Below are 17,521 nucleotides of genomic sequence, written 5' to 3'. Positions count from 1 at the left end.
CTTGTTTATATATTATACTGCTGTAATATCTGTTCCTTTGTCTGCTCGATGGCATTGTGATATATCTCCATCTGCTTAGGATAGTGTTCCTCCAACCATGCGTCCTTGTCCACTTGGCAGTGGATGAACTGCACGGCCATACGTTCCTCAATCTCCACGGAGGGTTCCCCCTCTTCCTTACCATTGAACCATGCCTTTGTCCACCATCTCACGCCAGCCCGGTCGGGATAGACGCTCACTATCCTCGGAATGTCGAAGCTCTGGATATCCACGTCCAAGTCGGCAAGAGGGTCGATGATGCCGTCATGCGTCAGGGCTTGCTCTTGGAGTTTTTTTTTAACACCTCGTCCATCGTGGAGAGATATACCTGATGTCGCATGGCAAGATAGTTGAGAAAGTCGGCAATGAGCAGGTTCTGCACCTTAGTCGCCAAAGGCATACAGCGGTTGCCGATGCCCAAGGGATTAGCCATGCTCGGCATGGTCTCGTAGAAATAATGCTTGCTCGCTCCCAACGAGAAGATGTTTCTCAACGACTGCTCCGTATGTTCGGGCAGAGAGTATGCTCCTTGTTGAAGGTCCTCGAAGTAGGAGGGAAGGAAGCGGAGCATCAATGCCTCTATCTCCTGACGGTCGGTGTCGTAGGGTGAAGGGATGTTCATGTCCAGTTCATTGATGCCCATTTGGGAATTGTGCTCCAATGCCTTGATATTGCCGTAGAGCATGGTGAGGAACTCCAACGGATTGATTTCCTCTCCGTCAAACCTCACCTCCATGTGCAGCAGGTCGCCACTGATGGCGATGGTCTGACCGGCCTTGACGCTTTGGGAGAAGTTGGCGAAAACATTGGAGAGATGCCTGTAAGTCACTTCGTATTTGCCGTAGCGGATGGTCTGGTAGATGCCATGCTCCGCGTCCGACCCAATGGCAGAGACGGTTCCCGTTGCCACCGCCGACAGCAGGTAATGGTTCACTGAGAAGTCTATGCCGTGATGGAAGAATGTTTCTCCCGTCACGGGATTTTTCTGCTCTCCGTAACCCAAGGACATCTGCACGTCCTGCTTTATAGGCTCCTCAAACGGCATACAGTAGCCGCTCGATGAGCGCAGTATCATTTCTTCTGTATATCTCATATCACTGTATATTGGTTATCGTTTCATCCCTCTGCTTTGGGTCTCTGCTTCTTTCATGTTCTGCCCATGTGAAGACGTACCGCCTCTGTTAGGCAGAGTTTGCGCCACCTTAGAATTGTTCCCGATGATCATCGCTCCAAGCAGGGCACCCGCAATCTTGCTCATCCAACCAAAGCGTCCGAATACCATGAAGGCGGCAGCCACCAGTCCGACGATGCTCATACCCGACACGTTGCCCTTGCCGATATTGCCAAAGAGATTGCCTATCATGTCGCATCCTACGCCTCCGAACATATTCCTAAAGAAATCACTGATGCCGCTGAACTGGGTGTCCATCTTTCCGGCTACAGTGTTCACCGCATCAACGGCTTCACCAGCCTTGCCCGTCAGACGTTGCACATCGTTGGCGGTTTGTGCCACCGCTTCCGTGGCATTCTCGCCGATGACAGCATCACCTACGATGCGTGCCACGCTCTTGTCTGTGGTCAGCTTCTCCCATGTCACATAGCCTGCGGCACTACCCACTGCGGCCGTCTGCATAGCCTTGCCGGCTCCCATAAGGGTGCGTTGCGGGTGGAGTGCCGCACTGCCTAAGGTCTTTCCAGTTACTCCGATGACATGGCCAGTACCTCGTGCCGCCTTGCCACCATATTTCAATAATGAACTCCAAAATCCCATATCTTATCGTTTTTTAATCACGGTTTGACTTCGTCTTCTTCTGTCACGACTCGGCATAGCTCGAACAAGTTCGGCTCTGCTCTCGCTGCTCCATCAGTTTACGTTCTTGCCCACCTGCTTCCACCGCCTCTTGGCAGCCGCTGCTATCTCGGCTTTGTTCGCTTTGGTGGGTCTTGCCCCTTCGTCTATCTCCATCCAAACATCGCCCATGGTGGTGTATTTCACCGCCCTCGTCAGTCGCTTCAACTGCTTGTTCATCTTCTTCAGTTTGGGTCGGATGCCGAAGACTATCTCCACACGCTCCTTCTCGGTCATCTTGTTGCCCGACAGGCATACCGTGCGTATGTCATTAACTATCTCGATGCTGTTCATAATCAGCTCGCGGTATATCTTGTTGCGCTTGGCTGACAGGGCTACGGCAAGTCCGTTGGCAGGATGGGCATCCAACTGCGCCACCAATCCACCCATATTGTCCACCAACTGACCTATCTCGTGATAGAAACCATATATCTGTGCGGCATAGCTGACGATGGAACGGAAGGAGTCCAGATAGTTGTTGAACTCCCGCTGCAGGTCGGTAGTGGCTTCCACTTCCTCCTTGGTCCAGATATGGCCGGTGGATTGTAGCAGCATCACTTTCTCCTGATTCTTCAGTTCTTTCTCCGCCTTGTTGGTGTACATCAGAATCATCCCCGCAAGAGTCGGGTCGTTCTGCGCCCGCACTCCTGCAAAAGATGATATAAACATAAAAATGGCAATTGATATGAAATACTTCATGACTGATTCCTTTATCGTTAATCACTGATGGTCATACGTCCTGCTCTGCGCCATCTGCTAAGGGCTTGGGTGGCTATCTCTCCATTGCTTCGGTCTATCATCCCTGCCGTCACGCCGTTCCACACATCGGTCATGGTGTAATATCGTATAGACAGATAAAGACGATGCAGCTTCTTGCTGAAGGCACTCAGCTTGTCGTTCAGTGCCCACAGCGTCTTGCTCCTTTCCGCACCAGTCAGCATGTTCTCTTTGCCTCCTTTGGCGACTGCATCTTTCAGCAGTGTGAAGACGGACACCAATTCCGTGGCGGTCTCCATATACAGGTTGTTCATCGAGAGGGTGGCAACGATGCCTTGCGGATTATTGTTGATGGCCTTGCGCATCTTACACAAGGTGATGAATATCTTCACTCCATCGTCGTACAGATAGGTACAGGCTTTGAGGGAAGAGGCATAACCACTGGCGGTTTTCAGATAACTGTTGTACTTCTTCTCCCATTCGTGTATCTTGGTGAACTCTGCGGCGATGGTATTCTGCAACAGGGCAGTCTTGGTCTGACCTTTGATTTCCTTCTCTATCTCACCGTTGATGGCTTCGTTGCCCTCTGCTAATGCCATCCATTCCAAAGGGTTGGCAGTCACAATCTGTGCATGGGCTGACGGCACGCTCAGTACCAATGCCACGACAATGAACCAAATCTTATCTATTCGTAATCTCATATACGCCCTTTCTTCGTTTGTTCGTTTCTACTCTTGTTCGTATCACACTCACCACGTCATAGCTGTTGCTGATGCCGGTCATTTCCAGTTTCGGTGTCGTTCTATCCATCGACAACACGGTCACGCTTTTCAGTCCGCATAACTGTTGTATCAATGTCTGATGCTCGGCAAAGTCCACCACTCGGTACAACTCCATGTAGTTCACGCTCCGCTGAAACACTCCGTGCTCACAGATGAGTTGCTCGCTCCCGATATGGTAGCGGATACTCCTCAGATAGATGAATCGGTAGAGTAAACAGAGGGAGAACAGGAGGCTGAAGACAAGCAACAGGGTACTATATGCACAACCGGGCAATCCTCCGATTAGGAGCATTGCCACGCACAACAGCAACAGAGGCAGTTCGTTGATGAAAAACTGTCCGATGCTGGGGCACAAGGTGATGATGCTATTATCTTCTTGTCTCATACGCTTCTATGATATGTGTTCTTTTCTTCTTTTTCCCTTTGTTTCTCTGCCTTGCCGGCTGCGATAAACTCGGCATAGTCGAAGGTATCTGGTTCGCCCTTGGCAATCAGTTCTGCTGATTTCTTGTTGAGCAGCGCATCGTTCCAGTCCTTGTAGCAACCCAATGGATGATAGGCTTGCACATGCTCGTGACGGAAGCCCATCTCTGCTGCCACCTTCCTGAAGTTTGCAACAAACTGCCGCCCTGCATCGTCCTTGTCAAAACCCAAATAGTGCCGTGCGTTGGGAGTAACGGACAGAAGTCCTCGCATCTGTCCCTCGGTGGGTGTGCCGCCCGTAGATACATACACCATCTTTACAGGATTTATCTGATACTCTGCCATGGCATCGTAGGCACTCTCAAACCATACAATTTCGCTTGCTTTATCCAACGGCTCGCCCGTGAGGTTGGCAATCCACAGTCCTTCACTGCTGTTGCTTCCTTCTGCCTTGCCCTTGTAACCGCCGCTACCGTCCATCTTCGGTCGTCCTCGTTCCTCAAAGCCCACAGTCTTGTCGGGTGTCTTGGGCAGTACAAGCGGAAAGGCAAGGTTGGCAAAGGTAAGTCCATCCGTCCGATGCTTAGTAGCCAGACAGAAATGCCGATGAAAAGCATACTGCGTATAGAGGTCGATGCCTCGGAACTTAAAATAGGGATAAAACCTTTTCTGCGTTTCCCTGTCCTGCGGATTGAACTTGTGGATGTCGTAGTCATTCAGGTTGAATGGCTTTCCGTCCTTTCTTGGTTCTGTAATCTTCGATGGTCTGTCCTCTATGGGTTGGTTGAGCAGTCGGTTGCAGACGAGGTTGACGAGTCGGTCAGGAGACATTCCCACCTTGTTCTCTGAAAACATTTCTGGATGCTCCTTGATGAACGAAATGACATTATACACCTTCTGCTGCGGTGGTTGGAAGCAACATTTCCCATTCTGCGTGACAATGAACTTATCACCACGCACCCGTCTGCCCTCACTGTCAGTACGCACATACGACGGATAACGCAAGCCATCTCTCTTGTTCAGATGATACCCTGCGTCCACCAGTACTTCCTGTATGCTCAACCTGTCCAGAAAGTCATCGTATGTCAGTTCACTACTCATTATAAATTATAAATTGTAAATTATACATTGTTAATATCCTCTCCTTATCTCCGTGGCAACATGATTTGCTTCTGCCTCAAAGTACCTTGCCGCAATCTCCTGTGGCGAATCCACTCCCGGTTTGAAGTAAGGACGTGGACCGCCATGATGCTCTGCATAGAACTCCGGGGCTGGATGGTGATGATGGTGGCTTATGTCATGCGCCACCTCTGCTGTAACGACTGCTCCTGCCGTCAGAGCCGCCAATATCTTCGTGCCCAGTCCGGCGTTGGTTTCGGGGCGTGTCTTCATATCCACTTCACTGAAAACCTTGGAGAAGAGTTTCATGCGATGGTAGTCATCCACCGCCAAGAACTTGTCGTAGTCCTTCTGCTTGATTTCGTGCGTGATGGCTTCTCCATTGATAATGGCGGTCATGCGATACTTATCTTCGCCTTTCTTATCTCCCTCCATCGGAGGCACTTTCTCCACCATGATGTCACCGACTTTCACTTCACGCCCATGCGCTCCCTCACGATACCAACCCTTGTTCTCATTAATCAAGGCAAGGTCTTCACCTCTCACCATGGCATCGCCTTGCAACACGTCACGTCTGACAGTCTCGTCCTCTTCCAACGGAAGCAACCGTTCCTCGTCTTGTTGCTGACGCTGCTGCAACTCCTGTTCAAGTTCGGGATGCAGATGCAGGTCGATGCGCTCCTTGCTATTCAGTGTGTCCATCAGGATTTTGTCAGCAAAGTCGTCCTTGATGATGCCATTCAGCAGTTCCAAGCGTTGAACGACGGGCACTTCCTTGATGGAGTTGGAGGTGAGTTTCTTCAGTTCCTCATCTGTCAGGTCATACACCATGTCGGCATTGACGCTGTTCGACTGAATGGTCAGCGTCTTCGCATTCTCATCAATGATGATGCCATGCGATGCCAGACACTCCTGCCACTTCTCATTGGTGAAATAGACAGGCGAGGTAATCAGTTCCTTATAAGGCTTGGCTGGCTCCGTGCTTCTCGTGCGGCTGATGGAAGGCATTATGATTCCCTCCAAATCTTTCAGCACATCCTGTTGCTGAGGGCTATAACTCTGTTGCTGTCCCTTATAATAGAACCCATAACCGCCGCTCTGCAATTCGCCAGGCTTCATTCTGCCGTCCCAACGTTCAGGCACAATCGGGGCTTCGGGGAAGAACAATCGTCCTCCAACTCTGCGAAGATGGAATCCCTCCTGACTGCGTGGTGTCCAACCTAAAAAGGGTGGTGGCATATCGATGCGCCCCATCCGTCCATACTCGCCGATACCAACACGATAGCCGTGCAGCCCCATAGCTACACGACCGTTGGCATTGCGTGCATGAACGAAGTTCTTGGGCATATAGAAGTCGTTGCCCACAATGCCCGTAAAGGTATTGTAGGCTAACTTGTTGGCATGATTCGTACCCCAGTCGGTCAGAGCCAACATCTGCTTCTCGGTGATGTTATAGGTAAGCAGCGGACTGTCATGCCCTTGCACCACAAGCTGATAGCCGCTGCCATTACTCACCACATGAGCCTGCATACCATTGCGCATGAGCAAGTCACGCATCTCTGGTTGCAGGTCCATCTGTTGGGGATTCGTATTCTTTCTTATCGCCATACTTATTCTTCACTCTTCATTCTTCACTCTTCATTTATCATGCTTCACCGTTCTCTATTGCCTTCTCCAGTTCCTCATCTTTGTGATGGACAAACTGCTCCGCACTCTCTTCACAAATGCAGAGTCCGTTGTTCAGACAATAGCTCTCATATTCTTCCTGCCATTCAGCAGAATGATGGTTGACATACTCCAACCAACCGTACTCGCCGCTCTGTATCTTCTCGACGAGCACATCCTCTGGATAATATTTATTTGATGCCATATACTTATTATATTATGTGTAGATTATTTGTGCATGGAAAAAGAGGCGCGGTTGCGCTCTCCATTCTTCTTCTGCTCATTCCAAAGTTCTTCCGTGTATTCCTCTTCAGGCACATAGTCAAGATTACCGTCATCGCCCATTACCCAACAGCCATAGCACCCGAAGGTGTATTTGTCCCACTCTCGCTTGGTGTTCTCCTTCCACTTCTGACTGTCGCCTTGATTAATCCTTATGCCGGTCTTATCGTTCAGGTCAATACCCACCGTCACCTGTTCGTCCTCCATGATGAGCGTGAGCGGCTCACCCTTCTGCATCACGGTCAGTTCTGCCGAACTCAGTTTCAGTTCATCCTTCAGCACCTCCAAGTTGCGCCCGATGACAGGCGTAGGTACCGACATCACCTGATTGGTCTCCGTGTCAATCTGCACGAAAGCCTTGCTGCTCCTGCCATCAGCATCCTTAACATCGGCAAGGATAGCCTTTCCAGCCAGCAAGTCCTCCTGCTGTTCCTGAGTAAAAGCCTCCAATGGTGATTTCTCCAACTGCGGATAGAAGACCACATCCACCTTGCCGTCCTCCATACGGACCAACGCAAATCGGGTGCGGCTCTTCAATGTCTCGCCCTCATCATTATTCACCTGAATGGGCAGCAACGGTGAACGTCGTCCCTGACCAATATCTTCCAACGCCCACATGGGCAGGTCTTCAATCTTCTCTTGTGTGAGACCAAAACGAGCCAGTGTCTGATAAGGCACCTCGCTCTCTTCAAATCGTACTTGCTTCATACTTTAACTTTGAATTTGAAATTAAACTCATGCAAAGTTATATACCTATTCAGAGACAAGCAGAATTGCATAAGATAATGCGTGTTATTTTTGACGATTATTATTATTTGAGTTTGATTTCTGCTCAAAAATCAAACTCGATTGCTATATTATGTTACAATCTTCTTGTCTTCCCTTTGTTCTTTATGCCAGTCAAAGAATTGCTTGTTACTTTTGCACCATGAAACGATTTCTACTCATCACAATAGCAGCAATATTCTGTTCATCAGCAACAGTATGCGCTCAGTTCAATACCGTCACACAGACTAAGGTACACCGCAAGGCTGTGCCAAAAACGACGCAGTCCGCAACATCCGAACAACTGCCTCCGTGCTCGCCGCATCAGCGGCGAGACTCTCTTGCCTTTGCCCCATTACAAACCCAAACGGAGCAGACCGACCGCCACACGGCACTTGTCAGTCCACTCCGTCATATCTCTGTCACCAGCCCTTTCGGCTACCGCAGAGACCCATTTACAAAAAGAAAAGCCCTACACAACGGGCTTGATTTGAAGGCAAATTACGAACCCACATACGCCATGATGCACGGCGAGGTCATCAAGGTAGGCAAGGACAAACGTTCAGGCCTCTATGTCACCCTCCGTCACGGCGACTTCACCGTCAGCTATTGCCACCTCTCCCAAACTCTCGTCACCAAAGGCACCCACGTCCGTCCCGGCATCATCATCGCGCTGACAGGCAACAGTGGTCGCAGTACTGGTCCCCACCTGCACCTCACACTCAAAGACACAAAAAAAGGACGAGCCATCGACCCGTCCATTCTTCTCAATCTTATCAAGCATCCACTCTAATAGAACGCCTTGTCTTTTGTCGTTCACATCACCCCTTCCGCATTGCAATAATGTCTTAAATATCTAATCCTCAACAATTTCTATTCTTGAAAAACAAGTGTTTTATTCACGAATATAATATGATTTCGTGAAAGATGTCATAAGATGATACTAATATCTATGCTATTTGTCAATAAAGAACCCGTTTCTATGCAGATATTCTGAAACGGTTAGTGTTCCAATCCCTATCTGCTCACACAACAAAGGAAGTTTCTTGAACAACTTACCGTCATTCTGCTGCCTTGTTTCCTCCGTCATTACTTGCATCTCTTCCAGATGGATAGCGTCCGAGTGTCGTACATTCAGTGCATAAATGATAATCTTAGCATCACCTGTTTTAAGGTATTCTTCCTTTTGCTCTATGTATTCTTCTTCAGTCAGTTCCTGCTTCTTCAGTCTTACACAGAAATTGTTGTCTATCATGTTGCTGAATCTCTCTGGGGCACATGGAAATAGATCCTTTGTCGGAATGACCAATTTCTTGTCTTTGAGGAAAGGCATCTTTTCAACTGCAATTCCTTTGGAGGTGCGTTTTGATTCATCCAGAATCACATCAAGTAGCATCAAATCCTTGCGGGAGAACGCCTCTTCCAGGAATGAGTACAACTGTCCGTCCTTATCCAAGGGAAGATAATTCTTGGCAATCATCACCAATGAGCATGTATCAACAACTATCGCCATAACTCCCTCTCAAAATTTGCTGGTTTGACATTGAGTCTCGAACAGAAAGTGGTCTCGTTGACCACTCCATTGAAATAGGCATATTGCATGGTTTTCAAGAATAGCGGAGAAATGATGGGCTTTGGTGTTCGCCCGCCTCTCTTCTCAGAGTTTTTCAACTTTTCCTGTTCCTCTCTTCTTCTGTATTCCTCTGCCAATTCACTCTTGACATTGCTGTAGCTCGAATAGCTGATTTTCCTGTCGATATACATCCTTGTATATAAGGCAAGACGGCTAATGTGCGTCCGTGCACTGATAGCCTTGAAGAGGTCAATGCAGTAGTCGTTACGGGAATCTACACATGCTATGTTAGCAAGTGTTTCTGCTTCTTGTCCCATAATGAACTGATATGCAAAATCATTGCACCATCTTTCGACATCACTGTATGAAGTCTGTGCCGAGATGTCCATCATGTCCACCGACTCCACTTCTTCAATCCCCAATAGACAATGCCCCAATTCATGCGCCAGAGTGAATATTTCTCGCTTGTAATGCTTATGATGCTTAAGCACTATCACATTGGGCTTAAGGTAAAAACCGTCAATGTTGGTTTTCTCTTTCTTGTTCCATGTCTCTATGTATTCAAAGACAAAAATGCCATGATCGGCGATTTTTTCTATCATCTTCACAAGAAACTGCCTATGATTGACAGTTTCCCCGGGATAAAAAAAATCTCTTGCACGTACGGCTACTGTCTTAGGGTCATCTTGTAGGGTGTAGTGTTCTATGTCAAACTTCACATCCAGTTGCGACAGTTTGTTGTATGCATCCAAAGCGTTTTTCAGACTCTCGAATCGGTTTACAGTACGGATCGACTCCAAGTTCAGCTCTGTTCCGAATGAGGTCTTGCGGAAGAAGATACTGCTGCTTGCATTGGTTGACAACTTAGAATAGTCTTGAAAGAAACTGACTTCTTTGTCGAATATCTCACCTATACGCTTCAACACCCCCAAATCAATAGAATCTCCACTGATGTCTGCGGCTCCTGTTATCCGTTTCCTGCCTTTGTTCAGAAGAGACAACAAGTCATCCACCGACATCTTGTATAATGCCAGCAGGTATTCTAAACGTTTCTTGTTAATCTCTACTTTCATATCAGCCTCGATTGAACTATTGTTGTTTTGATGCAAATGCTTAGGCACAATTTTGCGTTGCAAAATTACACATTTTCACTTAAATGGGCGAATTTTCATGCTGAATATCACTGGAATTTATGTTTATTTTGCTAAATCGCTACATTTTGCCACCAAAAAGACACAAAAATAGGACGAATCATCGACCCGTCCTTTTGTTTTTAGCCTTTTTCGTTCTAACCACAGCCTGCAATGTTATTCATCAACTGGTTCATCACTCGCATGTCTCATTTCGTAAACTGTCCATAAGGCTAACACACATTCAATGGCTATCACGGTAATGGCCGCAGTCATGCCCCACCAGTGGGCAATAAGCATAAAGATGCCAGCCTCAATGCACAACGCAAAGAGGATGGTAACAATAAGTGATAATATTCTATTCATTCTACGGTAACTGATTTAGCAAGGTTTCTTGGCTGGTCAACATTCCTATCCTTGTTGATGGCGATGTAATAGGCCAGCAACTGCAATGGGACGGAAACAACGAGAGGTGTAAGGCATTCGGGTACGTCGGGCACTTCAAGGCAATGGTCGGCGATGTCCTTCATTGCGTCATTGCCCTTGGTAATGATGGCGACAACCGTACCGCCACGCGCCTTCACCTGCCTTACATTACTGATTATCTTGTCATACAGCGAGTCCGTTGGAGCAATGACCACCGTGGGCATCTCGCTATCTACAAGTGCAATCGGTCCATGCTTCATTTCCGCAGCAGGATAACCCTCCGCATGGATATAGGATATTTCTTTCAGCTTCAACGCACCTTCAAGGGCGGTGGGGTAGTTGTACCCACGACCGAGATAAAGGAAGTTGCGGGCATAGGTGTATATCTTCGACAAGTTCTTGATTTTGTCAGCAAGTCCCAACACATCTTTTATATATAGGGGCATGTTCTTCAACTCCCGGACAATCCTCTCTACGGTTGCATCATCCACAGTACCACGCATCTGTCCCACGCAGAGGGCAAGCAGCATCAGCACCGTTACCTGTCCTGTAAAAGCCTTGGTAGAAGCCACACCTATCTCAGGTCCTACATGGATGTATGTCCCGGAATCCGTATTTCTTGGGATAGAGGCACCCACGACGTTGCAGATGCCATACACAAAAGCCCCCTTGCTCCGTGCCAACTGTATGGCGGCAACGGTTCCGAGCGGTCATACTTCCTTTGTAACTCCATACACTTCTCAAAGGAGAAGTCGGATGCCTCAAAAAGAGGCTGGATAAGGTGGGCGCATTCGTTCAGCAGTCCCTTGACGATGTGGATGTTCATCTCGTGGCAGTTTCGGCAAATTGCACTGTTGCAGTTGATATACCGATGACTGTTGATGAAGTCATCCACATAGCGGTCATACCGCTTGCCATTCAAAATCACATCCTGAAGATAGAGTTCTCTCGCTTCTAAGAGTAACTCAAACAATTCTTCTGCTACATCCTGTTCGGTAGCGAAGTGGGTCAGGTGTTGCTTCTCTTCAAAAAAAGAGAAGACTTTTTAATTTGTTTTTGCATACTAAATTACTTATTTATAAGTTTATGACGACTGAAATATAAAAATTACACAACATGGTTCAGTATTAGGTTATAATTCTTGTAAAGTTACATTCCTCCTCCCAACGCATGGTAAAGTTTAATTATACTTTGTATGCGTTCAAAACGAGTTTGTAACTGTTGCACTTCCGCTTCGAGAAGAGACTGTTTGGCGGTCAGCACTTCCAGATAGGTGGTATTGGAATGACGCATCAGCGATTCTGTCTTTCGCACAGCGTCGCATAATGTTTCAACCTGCCGAGCATTGATTTCAATTTGCGATTTTGCCGTCTGCCATGCGGTCAGAGCATCGTTCACTTCCTTTCCTGCGTTCAGTAATGATTGCCGGAACAACAGTTTGGCTTCTTCCTGACGGCTTTTGGCTATCTTCAAGTTGGCGATGTTTACGCCCCGGTTGAATAACGGCTGTGTCAGGGAACCGATGGCATTAAGTAACCATTGTCCGGGATTTACGATTACGCCACCGCCGTTATTAGTCCATCCAAGAATTCCCGAGAGGGTAATATTGGGATAGAAGGCGGCACGGGCCGCATTGGTGGCGTAGAATGCTTGCGCCAGTTCCATTTCAGCCTGACGCACGTCGGGACGGTTGGAAAGCAGTTGCAAAGGGACTCCGATCGAGACAGTATCGGGGAAAGCAGCCTCGGCCAGATCACTTCGTCCAATCGAGTGTGACGGCATGGCAAGTATCGCAGACAGGGCGTTTTCTGTTTCGGAAATACTCTTGCGTATGGATAACAGGGATGCTTCGAGTCGCATCACGTTCGCCTTTGCCTGCAATACGCCAGCCTCGTTTGATTTCCCCACTTTTTTCAACGCTTCAAGAGTGCGTACGGTAGTCCGCCAGTTCTCCAAAGTCCGGTTACTTATTGTCATTTGTGCGTCAAGCATGGCAAGGGTGTAGTAACTGTCTGCAATAGTGGCGACAAGCTGTGTCTGTACGGCCTGCCGGTAGGCACGGCTTCCTTGTAATGCGGCGGCTGCGCCACGCTTTGCCGCCGTAAGTTTGCCGAAGATGTCCAGTTCCCAGCTTGCCGACGCTCCCACATTATATGTCTTTGCCGTTGCTCCGTCATGTTTATTGGCATTACCTTCGGCAGTCAGTCCCAGTGATGGAAGATATGATAGTCTGGCAGTCATCAGGACGGCTTCTGCCGCTTCCACGCGTAACCGTGCCACATTGAGGTCTGCGTTCCGTTCAAGTCCGGTTTCAATCAAGGACTGGAGTTTCGGGTCGGTAAACATTTCCCGCCACGACAGGGACGCGATGGTCATTGTATCAATGTCCGCCGGCATGTCCCGATACAGATTCTCCGTTGAGAGGTCAGGGCGATGATACCGGCTGTATGTGCCACAGCCGGCAAGCATCCATCCCGACAATATGATATATATTACTGTCTTCTTCATTTAATTATGCTTAACACGTTCTTGGATATATTGGAATACAATAAACAATGACGGCACAAGGAACAACAGAGCCAAAGTACCTACAATCATTCCACCGATTACACCTGTGGCAAGCGAACGGCTGCCGTTGGCACCCACTCCGTGCGCCATCATCAGCGGGACAAGACCGAACACCATGGACAACACAGTCATCAATATGGGGCGCAGGCGGACTTTTGCCGCACTGTATGCCGCCTGTGCCAGCGTCATGCCTTCCGACCGCCGTTTACCGGCGTATTCGGTAAGCAGGATCGCTGTCTTGGCAAGCAGGCCTATAATCATGATAAGTCCGGTCTGCATGTAGATGTTGTTCTCCAGACCGAAGAGCCACGCAAACAGGAAACTGCCCATCAGTCCGCAAGGCACCGACAACAGAACCGCGAAGGGTATGAACACGCTCTCATACAAGGCGCACAGAATCAGATAGACCAGAACCATGCAGAGCAGGAATATAAGCGTGGCATTGTTGGTCGTCTTGCTTTCCTCACGCGAAATGCCGCCAAACTCGTATGTGTAATTTGACGGAAGCACTTCACGTGCCGTCTCGCCGATGGCTTCGAGCACCTGCCCCGAACTGTAGCCCTGAGCCGGAGACCCGCTAATCGAGATGGCGTTGAACAGGTTGAAACGGGTGAGGTCTGACGGGCCGTTGGTCTTGGTCAGGCGCACGAACCGGCTCAAAGGCGACATGCCGCCATCGGTGGCACGCACATACATGTGGTGCAGGGATTCCGCATTCACACGATATTCCGCCGGAGCCTGCATGGTCACATGGTAGAGCTTGGAGAACCGGTTGAAGTCGGAAACATATTGTCCGGTATAATAGCCCGACAATGTGGAAAGCACATCTGCGGGCGACACACCCGACTGTTCGCATTTGGCGGCATCGATATCCACCCAGTATTGCGGATAATCCGTGGCAAAGGAGGAATAGACTTCGCCGATTTCGGGTCGCTGCGACAAGGCTTCGACAAACTTGTCTGCCTCTTCCTTGAAGGCGGCGATGTTTCCGCCCGCCTTGTCCTGCAAATAAAGCTCGAAACCGTTTCCCATGCCGTACCCGGCAATCATCGGAGGCGACATGGCGAACACCGTGGCATCGGGAATATCCGAAGTGGCGGCATAAATCTTTCCGATGACATCATTGACCGACTGCCCCTCTCCCTTACGCTGCTCCCAGTCTTTGAGTGTCACGAAATACATCGCCTGCGAGGGACCGGAACCGCTGAAAGAGAAACCGGCGACCGCACCGCTGTATTCAATCTCGCCGATGCTGTCGAGACGGCTGTTGATACGCTCCATCACCTTACTTGTCTGAGCCATGGATGTGCCGGGCTTCGTGTTCATGCTCACCATGACCGTCCCGGTGTCCTCTTCGGGAATAAGTCCCGTCTTTGTGACATTGACCAGCAGCACCAGCAACCCGAAAGAAATGCCTATGATGCTCCACAACAGCCATCGGCGATGGATAATGAACATCACTCCACGTACATAGCGTCGGCTCAGACGGTCGAAGACGGCATTGAACGCTTTACGGAAACGGGCTGCAAAATTGTTCTTGGTGTTGCCCTGCTCATCGATATAGGGTTTCAGCAGCAGCGCGCAAAGTGCCGGTGAGAGTGTGAAGGCATTGACTGCCGAGATTCCCACGGCAACAGCCATCGTGATACCGAACTGCGTGTAGAACGCTCCCGAAGTCCCGCCCATCATGGCAACGGGGAAAAACACTGCCATAAAGATGATGGTAGAGGTCAGGATAGCCGACGAAACGCCTTTCATGGCATCATCAGCCGCGAGAACCGCAGACTGATAGCCCTCGTCGAACTTCGCCTGCACCGCTTCCACCACCACAATGGCATCATCGACCACAGTTCCGATGGCAAGCACAAGCGCGAACAGGGTGAGCAGGTTGACGGAGAAGCCGATCATGGACATCACGGCGAACGTACCGATAATGGAGACGAAAATGGATATCGTAGGAATAAGCGTGGACTTAATATCTTGCAAAAATACATATACCACCACGATAACCAGAAGTATCGCTTCAATAAGTGTCCGGATAACAGAATTGATGGAAGCATACAGGAACTTGTTGGTATCGGTAAGCACCACGAATTCCGTCCCTTCGGGCAAGTCCCGGCTGAGGTCGTCAAGCACTTCGTGAATCTCCTTGATGGTGCTTGAAGCATTGGACCCGGCTTTCTGGTTGATGAGCATCATGGCTGCCGGATGCCCGTTCACTTCGGAGGAATAGTTGTAGTATTCATCGCCCAGTTCCACATCGGCAACCTCCTTCAGCCGAAGCACATTGCCGCCCGGCAGTGACTTGATGACCAACTCACCGAACTCTTCCGCGCCGGACAAGCGTCCGCGGTATTTCATCGTGTATTCATTGGCGGTAGGATGATTGGCACCGAAGGAGCCGGTGGCGGCCTCGATGTTCTGTCGTGCGAGTACGGTGGATATGTCATCGGGGATAAGCCCGTATTGCGCCATCTTGTCGGGACGCAGCCAAAGTCGCATGCTGTAGTTGGAACCGAACATCTGTGCCTTTCCCACGCCGCTGATACGTTTCAGCCTCGGCTCGACATTGATTTTCACGTAATTGTTCAGGAAGGTCTGGTCGAAGCGGTCATCGGGCGAATAGAGCGCGAAAGTCATCAGTTCGGCATTCTGCTGCTTTTCAGTGGTGACACCGGTCTTGGTGGCTTCCGCCGGAAGCTGGCTCAGCGCGCCGTTCACGCGGTTCTGCACGTTTACCGCCGCCATGTCCGCGTTGGTTCCCTGCTTGAAATAGATGTTGATGGAAGCATCGCCCGTATTCGATGCCGTGGAAGTCATATAGGTCATGTCTTCCACGCCGTTGATGGCTTCTTCCAGAGGGGTTATCACTGCCTTCTGCACAGTTTCAGCGTTTGCTCCAGGATAAGTTGCGAATACGTTGATGGTCGGAGGTGCGATGTCGGGGTATTGTTCCACCGGCAAGGAAAACATGGAAATCATGCCCAACAGTACAATCACCACCGAGATAACGCCCGAAAACACCGGGCGGTCTATAAAAAATCGCAGGTTCATTTCGTTTCGTTTTTAGGGGTTATGCTCATGCCTTCTCTCACCAGTCCCACGCCTTCGGCGACAATGGTGTCACCGACCGAAAGACCTTCTTTTACGATAAACCGGTTGCCGTCGTTCAGGCGGTCCACCGTGAGATAGGCGGCTTCCGCCTGTCCGTTTTTCAGACGGTAAGCGATAATCTTGTCCTGCAGTTCCACGGTGGCGGTCATGGGAATGGTTACGGCCTCCGTTTTCGGGTTTTGAAGGATGACATTGCCGATGCTGCCACTCAACAGTTCGCGGTCGGGATTGGGGAACAGGGCTTTGATTTGTACCGTTCCGGTAACAGGATCCACCACGCCGCTTACGGTTTCAATACGTCCTTTCGCCTTGTACAGGCTGCCGTCGTTGAGTTGCAGGCCCACTTCCGGCATCCCGGCTATCATGCTGTCAATCGAGCCATAGCGAGCCAAATATCGCCGTAGCATATTCTCCGAAATGGAGAAATAGGCATACATCTCCGCATTGTCGGACACGACCGTGAAAGGCTGTGCCATATTGGGACCGACAAGCGCACCGATGCGATAGGGCAATGTGCCTACTACTCCGTTGCTCGGGCTTTTGATTTCCGTATAGGAGAGATTGTTGCGTGCATCCGATTCTTGTGCCTTTGCCTGTTCGAGCTCAGCACACGCCACTGCCAGTTGGTTCCGGGCGAGAGAAAGCTCGTAGTCGGATATGACCTTCTCGTCAAACAATGCCTGCTTGCCCCGCAGCTCGATTCTTGCCGTTTCCACTTTTGCCTGTGCCGCGCTGACATTGGCCTGCGCCGTGCGTAATGCCGCCCGATAGGGCACTTGGTCAATTACAGCCAATACTTGACCGGTCTTCACCCGTTCACCCTCTTTCACTTTCAGACGGATAATGCGCCCGGATATTTGCGGCAGGATGTCCACATCCTGCCGTCCGCGTATGGCGGCGGAATAGGACTCGGAGATTTCCACCGGACTTGCCGCGACCTTTATGACCCGATAACTCTGCACCGCATCCTGCTTGCCGTCCGCCTGCCTGCATCCGGTCGGCAGGAACAGCATGAGAGCAAATGCGGCGAAATTCGTGATAATGAATTGCTTGTTCATATTTTCTTCTT

General features: G+C 49.6%; 17 protein-coding genes and 2 pseudogenes. 1 reads left to right on the top strand and 18 read right to left on the bottom strand.

Annotated elements, in window-relative coordinates:
• Positions 1 to 5: 5 nt before the first annotated feature.
• The 10 genes from INE92_RS01635 to INE92_RS01590 form a co-directional block, all read right to left on the bottom strand.
• The gene (locus tag INE92_RS01635) at positions 6 to 278 is read right to left on the bottom strand and encodes a hypothetical protein (protein WP_007897422.1); all 273 of its coding nucleotides are present in this window, start codon (positions 276 to 278) and stop codon (positions 6 to 8) included.
• 32 nt (positions 279 to 310) lie between these two features.
• The gene (locus INE92_RS01630) at positions 311 to 1,132 is read right to left on the bottom strand and encodes a M23 family metallopeptidase (RefSeq protein ID WP_005816253.1); all 822 of its coding nucleotides are present in this window, start codon (positions 1,130 to 1,132) and stop codon (positions 311 to 313) included.
• A 15-nt stretch (positions 1,133 to 1,147) separates the two neighbouring features.
• The gene (locus INE92_RS01625; protein WP_005816251.1) at positions 1,148 to 1,810 is read right to left on the bottom strand and encodes a hypothetical protein; all 663 of its coding nucleotides are present in this window, start codon (positions 1,808 to 1,810) and stop codon (positions 1,148 to 1,150) included.
• 93 nt (positions 1,811 to 1,903) lie between these two features.
• Positions 1,904 to 2,587 (bottom strand): hypothetical protein, encoded by a 684-nt coding sequence (locus INE92_RS01620; RefSeq protein ID WP_005816248.1) that lies wholly within the window; start codon positions 2,585 to 2,587, stop codon positions 1,904 to 1,906.
• A 17-nt stretch (positions 2,588 to 2,604) separates the two neighbouring features.
• Positions 2,605 to 3,306 carry a hypothetical protein gene (locus INE92_RS01615; protein WP_005816246.1) on the bottom strand — a complete coding sequence of 234 codons (702 nt, stop codon included), beginning with the start codon at positions 3,304 to 3,306 and terminating at the stop codon, positions 2,605 to 2,607.
• On the bottom strand, positions 3,287 to 3,772 hold the full coding sequence (locus tag INE92_RS01610; protein WP_005816244.1) for a PH domain-containing protein: 486 nt from the start codon (positions 3,770 to 3,772) through the stop codon (positions 3,287 to 3,289). The genes INE92_RS01615 and INE92_RS01610 overlap by 20 nt, the downstream gene beginning before the upstream one ends.
• Positions 3,769 to 4,911 carry a toprim domain-containing protein gene (locus tag INE92_RS01605; RefSeq protein WP_005816242.1) on the bottom strand — a complete coding sequence of 381 codons (1,143 nt, stop codon included), beginning with the start codon at positions 4,909 to 4,911 and terminating at the stop codon, positions 3,769 to 3,771. The genes INE92_RS01610 and INE92_RS01605 overlap by 4 nt, the downstream gene beginning before the upstream one ends.
• A gap of 30 nt (positions 4,912 to 4,941) precedes the next feature.
• Positions 4,942 to 6,537, bottom strand: a complete 1,596-nt coding sequence (locus tag INE92_RS01600) for a hypothetical protein (RefSeq protein ID WP_005816239.1) — start codon at positions 6,535 to 6,537, stop codon at positions 4,942 to 4,944.
• Between the two features lie 37 nt (positions 6,538 to 6,574).
• The gene (locus tag INE92_RS01595; RefSeq protein ID WP_005816237.1) at positions 6,575 to 6,799 is read right to left on the bottom strand and encodes a hypothetical protein; all 225 of its coding nucleotides are present in this window, start codon (positions 6,797 to 6,799) and stop codon (positions 6,575 to 6,577) included.
• A gap of 23 nt (positions 6,800 to 6,822) precedes the next feature.
• Entirely contained in the window at positions 6,823 to 7,584 is a 762-nt protein-coding gene (locus tag INE92_RS01590) for a DUF4099 domain-containing protein (RefSeq protein ID WP_005816235.1), read from the bottom strand.
• Between the two features lie 220 nt (positions 7,585 to 7,804).
• On the opposite strand from INE92_RS01590, the gene INE92_RS01585 reads away from it, so the two are divergent.
• Entirely contained in the window at positions 7,805 to 8,434 is a 630-nt protein-coding gene (locus tag INE92_RS01585; RefSeq protein ID WP_007837448.1) for a M23 family metallopeptidase, read from the top strand.
• Positions 8,435 to 8,596: 162 nt separating this feature from the next.
• Here the strand turns inward: INE92_RS01585 and INE92_RS01580 are convergent, their stop codons facing one another.
• The 8 genes and pseudogenes from INE92_RS01580 to INE92_RS01545 all read right to left on the bottom strand — a co-directional run bounded on the left by INE92_RS01580 (position 8,597) and on the right by INE92_RS01545 (position 17,510).
• Positions 8,597 to 9,154: a DUF4411 family protein gene (locus INE92_RS01580; RefSeq protein WP_005816230.1), complete on the bottom strand. Its 558-nt coding sequence runs from the start codon at positions 9,152 to 9,154 to the stop codon at positions 8,597 to 8,599.
• On the bottom strand, positions 9,145 to 10,287 hold the full coding sequence (locus tag INE92_RS01575) for an ImmA/IrrE family metallo-endopeptidase (RefSeq protein ID WP_007897423.1): 1,143 nt from the start codon (positions 10,285 to 10,287) through the stop codon (positions 9,145 to 9,147). Before INE92_RS01575 ends, INE92_RS01580 begins: the two co-directional genes overlap by 10 nt.
• A 234-nt stretch (positions 10,288 to 10,521) precedes the next feature.
• On the bottom strand, positions 10,522 to 10,710 hold the full coding sequence (locus INE92_RS01570; RefSeq protein WP_005816226.1) for a hypothetical protein: 189 nt from the start codon (positions 10,708 to 10,710) through the stop codon (positions 10,522 to 10,524).
• Positions 10,707 to 11,471 (bottom strand): annotated as a pseudogene (locus INE92_RS01565) (SIS domain-containing protein); the annotation flags it as partial. The gene INE92_RS01570 and the pseudogene INE92_RS01565, both read right to left, overlap by 4 nt.
• A pseudogene (locus INE92_RS26835) lies at positions 11,468 to 11,782 on the bottom strand (hypothetical protein); the annotation flags it as partial. The pseudogenes INE92_RS26835 and INE92_RS01565, both read right to left, overlap by 4 nt.
• Positions 11,783 to 11,919: 137 nt before the next feature.
• On the bottom strand, positions 11,920 to 13,278 hold the full coding sequence (locus INE92_RS01555; RefSeq protein WP_005816221.1) for an efflux transporter outer membrane subunit: 1,359 nt from the start codon (positions 13,276 to 13,278) through the stop codon (positions 11,920 to 11,922).
• Positions 13,279 to 16,392 (bottom strand): efflux RND transporter permease subunit, encoded by a 3,114-nt coding sequence (locus INE92_RS01550; RefSeq protein ID WP_009291789.1) that lies wholly within the window; start codon positions 16,390 to 16,392, stop codon positions 13,279 to 13,281.
• Positions 16,389 to 17,510: an efflux RND transporter periplasmic adaptor subunit gene (locus INE92_RS01545; protein ID WP_005816213.1), complete on the bottom strand. Its 1,122-nt coding sequence runs from the start codon at positions 17,508 to 17,510 to the stop codon at positions 16,389 to 16,391. Before INE92_RS01545 ends, INE92_RS01550 begins: the two co-directional genes overlap by 4 nt.
• Between the last annotated feature and the right edge of the window lie 11 nt (positions 17,511 to 17,521).

The sequence above is a fragment of the Bacteroides xylanisolvens genome (genome assembly GCF_018289135.1).
Taxonomy (GTDB): Bacteria; Bacteroidota; Bacteroidia; order Bacteroidales; family Bacteroidaceae; genus Bacteroides; species Bacteroides xylanisolvens.
This window is presented reverse-complemented; position numbering and strand designations above follow the sequence as displayed.

What these genes read in the sequence shown, in the direction of transcription:
- INE92_RS01630 (WP_005816253.1), bottom strand. Translation starts at nt 1,132, where the DNA reads ATGAGATATACAGAAGAAATGATACTGCGCTCATCGAGCGGCTACTGT.
- INE92_RS01625 (WP_005816251.1), bottom strand. Translation starts at nt 1,810, where the DNA reads ATGGGATTTTGGAGTTCATTATTGAAATATGGTGGCAAGGCGGCACGA.
- INE92_RS01620 (WP_005816248.1), bottom strand. Translation starts at nt 2,587, where the DNA reads ATGAAGTATTTCATATCAATTGCCATTTTTATGTTTATATCATCTTTT.
- INE92_RS01615 (WP_005816246.1), bottom strand. Translation starts at nt 3,306, where the DNA reads ATGAGATTACGAATAGATAAGATTTGGTTCATTGTCGTGGCATTGGTA.
- INE92_RS01610 (WP_005816244.1), bottom strand. Translation starts at nt 3,772, where the DNA reads ATGAGACAAGAAGATAATAGCATCATCACCTTGTGCCCCAGCATCGGA.
- INE92_RS01605 (WP_005816242.1), bottom strand. Translation starts at nt 4,911, where the DNA reads ATGAGTAGTGAACTGACATACGATGACTTTCTGGACAGGTTGAGCATA.
- INE92_RS01600 (WP_005816239.1), bottom strand. Translation starts at nt 6,537, where the DNA reads ATGGCGATAAGAAAGAATACGAATCCCCAACAGATGGACCTGCAACCA.
- INE92_RS01595 (WP_005816237.1), bottom strand. Translation starts at nt 6,799, where the DNA reads ATGGCATCAAATAAATATTATCCAGAGGATGTGCTCGTCGAGAAGATA.
- INE92_RS01590 (WP_005816235.1), bottom strand. Translation starts at nt 7,584, where the DNA reads ATGAAGCAAGTACGATTTGAAGAGAGCGAGGTGCCTTATCAGACACTG.
- INE92_RS01585 (WP_007837448.1), top strand. Translation starts at nt 7,805, where the DNA reads ATGAAACGATTTCTACTCATCACAATAGCAGCAATATTCTGTTCATCA.
- INE92_RS01580 (WP_005816230.1), bottom strand. Translation starts at nt 9,154, where the DNA reads ATGGCGATAGTTGTTGATACATGCTCATTGGTGATGATTGCCAAGAAT.
- INE92_RS01575 (WP_007897423.1), bottom strand. Translation starts at nt 10,287, where the DNA reads ATGAAAGTAGAGATTAACAAGAAACGTTTAGAATACCTGCTGGCATTA.
- INE92_RS01570 (WP_005816226.1), bottom strand. Translation starts at nt 10,710, where the DNA reads ATGAATAGAATATTATCACTTATTGTTACCATCCTCTTTGCGTTGTGC.
- INE92_RS01555 (WP_005816221.1), bottom strand. Translation starts at nt 13,278, where the DNA reads ATGAAGAAGACAGTAATATATATCATATTGTCGGGATGGATGCTTGCC.
- INE92_RS01550 (WP_009291789.1), bottom strand. Translation starts at nt 16,392, where the DNA reads ATGAACCTGCGATTTTTTATAGACCGCCCGGTGTTTTCGGGCGTTATC.
- INE92_RS01545 (WP_005816213.1), bottom strand. Translation starts at nt 17,510, where the DNA reads ATGAACAAGCAATTCATTATCACGAATTTCGCCGCATTTGCTCTCATG.